The 2,927-nt window shown below is 61.2% G+C and carries 2 protein-coding genes, 1 tRNA gene and 1 pseudogene; 3 read left to right on the top strand and 1 reads right to left on the bottom strand.

The features are described 5' to 3' along the window. Positions 1 to 201 (top strand): annotated as a pseudogene (locus EN939_RS27990) (GDP-mannose pyrophosphatase); the annotation flags it as partial. Positions 202 to 290: 89 nt separating this feature from the next. Here EN939_RS27990 and EN939_RS27985 read toward each other — a convergent pair. Beyond that, positions 291 to 375 (bottom strand) — tRNA-Leu (locus EN939_RS27985). A 375-nt stretch (positions 376 to 750) separates the two neighbouring features. Between EN939_RS27985 and tig the strand changes: the two genes are divergently transcribed. Then, positions 751 to 2,217, top strand: a complete 1,467-nt coding sequence (gene tig, locus EN939_RS27980) for a trigger factor (protein ID WP_127270945.1) — start codon at positions 751 to 753, stop codon at positions 2,215 to 2,217. Between the two features lie 160 nt (positions 2,218 to 2,377). Next, the gene (locus tag EN939_RS27975) at positions 2,378 to 2,902 is read left to right on the top strand and encodes a hypothetical protein (RefSeq protein ID WP_127270944.1); all 525 of its coding nucleotides are present in this window, start codon (positions 2,378 to 2,380) and stop codon (positions 2,900 to 2,902) included. Positions 2,903 to 2,927 lie beyond the last annotated feature (25 nt).

The following is a 2,927-nucleotide window of genomic DNA, read 5'->3' as shown; positions in this document are numbered from 1 at the left end:
CGTCTCTGGTTCTTCATCGCCCGCTATTCACCCGCCGACCGCATCTCGGCCGGCGGCGGCGCGCAAGAAGAGGGCGAGGACATCGAGGTTCTGGAAATGCCGCTCGACGAGGCGCTGGCCGGCATCGCCGATGGCCGGATCATCGACGCCAAGACCATTATCCTGATCCAGCATCTGAAGCTCAACCCGATCGCCGCCTGAACGGCGCCGGTCCTCCTTAGCCAAGGCTTCGGGAGGACACTCCTTCATCTATTCGGGTGGCCCGCCACCGAAGCTCGAAGAGCGAAGGGTGGTGCGGATGAAGGGACTCGAACCCCCACGCCTTTCGGCACTGGAACCTAAATCCAGGGCGTCTACCAGTTCCGCCACATCCGCATGAACCGGCAATCCCATGTGGCCATCATTCTGTCAATGTCGGAGACAAGATGTAGAGGTCAGGGACAAGATGTGGTCAGGTCCAAATGCTGGTTATTCGCCGGGATGCGAAGACTGTTGAAAATTGGCCTCGCCTGTGACAAAAGGCGTGTCAAATGTGACGGGACGCGACGATCCGCTTCTGCAGAATGTGATAAGAAGTAGGAAAAACAAGAACTTATTCACATTTTGGAACGCAGTTTGGGAGAGTTTGAGCCGGGTTTTCGGTCAAATCGCCAGGTTCCGTACCAAAAGCCATTCCCGGCAAGAATATACCGGCAGGCTGTGAACGGCAGAGGCCGTGGCAGTCTCATTGGTGAAAACAAAGGTTTTACGATGCAGGTCACCGAAACGCTCAACTCCGGTCTCAAGCGAGAGATCAAGATCACCGTGCCGGCCGGTGACATGGAAGCCAAGCTGATGGCGCGGCTTTCGGATGCCCGCAACAAGGTCCGCATCAACGGCTTCCGTCCAGGCAAGGTGCCGGTACAGCACCTGCGCAAGGTCTACGGCAAGTCGTTCATGGCCGAAGTGGTCAACGAAATCCTCAACGATTCGACCCGTTCGATCATTACCGGGCGTGGTGAAAAGGCTGCCATGCAGCCCGAAGTCATCATGACCGAGGACGAGAAGGAAGCCGAGAAGATCCTGGCCGGCGGCGCCGACTTCGAATTCCGCCTCAACTACGAGATCATCCCGGCGATCGAGATCAAGGACTTTTCCGACATCAAGGTGACACGCCAGGTGTTCGACGTGCCTGATGCCGAGATCGACGAGCAGGTCCAGCGTGTTGCCGAATCGGCGCGCAGCTACGAGCCGAAGACCGGCAAGGCCGCCAATGGCGACCGCGTCACCATCGACTATGTCGGCAAGATCGACGGCGAAGCCTTCAATGGCGGCGCGGGCACCGATCAGCCGCTGGTGCTGGGCTCAAAAGAGTTCATCCCCGGCTTCGAGGATCAGCTGGTCGGCGCCAAGGCCGGTGACGAAAAGCAGGTCACCGTGACTTTCCCGGAGAACTACCAGGCCGCGCATCTTGCCGGCAAGGAAGCGACCTTCGACGTCACCGTCAAGGAAGTGTCCCAGCCCGGCGCGCTGGAAATCAACGACGAGACCGCCAAGAACCTCGGCCTGGAGTCGCTGGAGCGCCTGCGCGACGTCGTACGCGGCCAGATCGAGAACCAGTTCGGCGCCATGACACGCCAGAAGGTGAAGCGCCAGCTGCTCGACCAGCTCGATGCGGCTTATTCGTTCGAGGCGCCGTCGAAGCTCGTCGACGCCGAGTTCAACAACATCTGGGCGCAGGTCAATCGTGACCTGGAAGCAGCCGGACGCACCTTCGCCGACGAAGAGACGACGGAAGAAGAGGCGCGTGCCGAGTATCTGCGGCTTGCCGAGCGCCGCGTGCGTCTCGGCCTGGTGCTGGCTGAAATCGGCGAGAAGGCCGGCGTGACCGTATCGGACGAAGAGCTGCAGCGCGGCCTGTTCGAGCAGGTGCGCCGCTATCCGGGCAACCAGCAGCAGGAAGTCTTCGAGTTCTACCGCAACAACCCGGAAGCGTTGAACACGCTGCGGGCGCCGATGTTCGAGGAAAAAGTGGTCGACCATCTGCTCGGTCAGATTTCGGTCACCGACGTCAAGGTCAGCAAGGAAGAGCTGATGGCCGACGACGAAGAGGACGAGACCTCCGTCAAGGCGAAGCCGGCGAAGAAAGCCGCCGCCAAGAAGGCCGACGCCAAGAAGGCCGACGACGCGGAAGAGCCCAAGAAGAAGGCCGCGCCGAAGAAGAAGGCCGCCGAATAACACCAGCGCTCCGCTGAAACAGGAAGGCCGCCCTCCAGGCGGCCTTTTTCGTTGCCAAACTGCAACAGCCGCCATGCTTCGCGAGCGACGGCCTGTGGCGACCAAGCTTTGATCATTATCTGCGCTTCTATTGCAAGCCGCTTGGTTGTTGGAGGGCGTGTTGAGACTGTTCGTCGAATTGGGACACGCTTCGGCAATCGCGCTGGTCCTTGTCTCGGTCTGCGGCATCGCCCAGGCCGGCGCGGTGTCTGACAACTGGCGCTTCGGCACGAGTGAAGACGGCCTTGTCACGGCCTCGCTCTACGCAACCAACAAGCTGATCACCGGCGGCGGTGCCTTGAGCTACAGCCCGATCCTGACGATTGCCTGCCGGGCAAACGGCGAGCCGCATTGGACTGAATGGCTGCAATTGAACGACGCTGTTTCGGCCAGCCGCAAGATCACCATGTCGATCACGGTCGATCAGGAGAGCAAGTTCGATGAAAGCTGGGCGGTCGGGCCGCGCGGCCGGATGCTGGTGCGCGATGGCGCCGATGGCATCAGGCGCCTTGTCGCCGCGAACCGGCTCCAGCTTTCGTGGCGGTTCGGGCTGCTGGCGGGGCGCGGCGAGGCCGATTTCGACCTCGCCGGGTTCGGCGAAGCGGTCAATCAGGTAGCCGGCAGCTGCAACACCGATCCGCCGTGAACGGATCGTGAGCCAGGGCGGCGAC

It is taken from the genome of Mesorhizobium sp. M7A.F.Ca.CA.002.05.1.1 (assembly GCF_003998335.1).
GTDB lineage: Bacteria > Pseudomonadota > Alphaproteobacteria > Rhizobiales > Rhizobiaceae > Mesorhizobium.
Note: the sequence above shows the minus strand (reverse complement) of the source record. Positions and strands in the feature narration are given on the sequence as shown.